The organism is Granulicatella sp. WM01 (assembly GCF_004570605.1).
Classification (GTDB): domain Bacteria; phylum Bacillota; class Bacilli; order Lactobacillales; family Aerococcaceae; genus WM01.
Genome location: NZ_SPPB01000171.1, coordinates 1 through 255, shown reverse-complemented (window position 1 = coordinate 255; position 255 = coordinate 1). Strand labels below are relative to the sequence as shown.

1 protein-coding gene is annotated in these 255 nt (G+C 39.2%); it reads left to right on the top strand.

Going from position 1 to position 255, the window contains the following annotated elements:
• Positions 1-255: DUF1542 domain-containing protein (locus tag E4T68_RS09115; RefSeq protein ID WP_135126083.1), on the top strand; the 255-nt coding region annotated here is incomplete at both ends.

The following is a 255-nucleotide window of genomic DNA, read 5'->3' as shown; positions in this document are numbered from 1 at the left end:
GCAGATAGTAAAAATGCAGCAAAAGCAGCCATTGATACAGCTGCGGAAACTAAAAAGTCAGCTATTGATAATCGTAAAGATTTGACAGATGAAGAAAAAGATGCTGCTAAGAAAGACGTTGACGATAGGGCTAAGGAAGCAAAAGCAAATGTTGATAATGCAACAACAAATGCAGAAGTAGACACAGCTAAAACAGACGGTACTACTGCAATCAATGCGATTAACCCAAGTGCAGACGCTAAAACAACTGCTAAG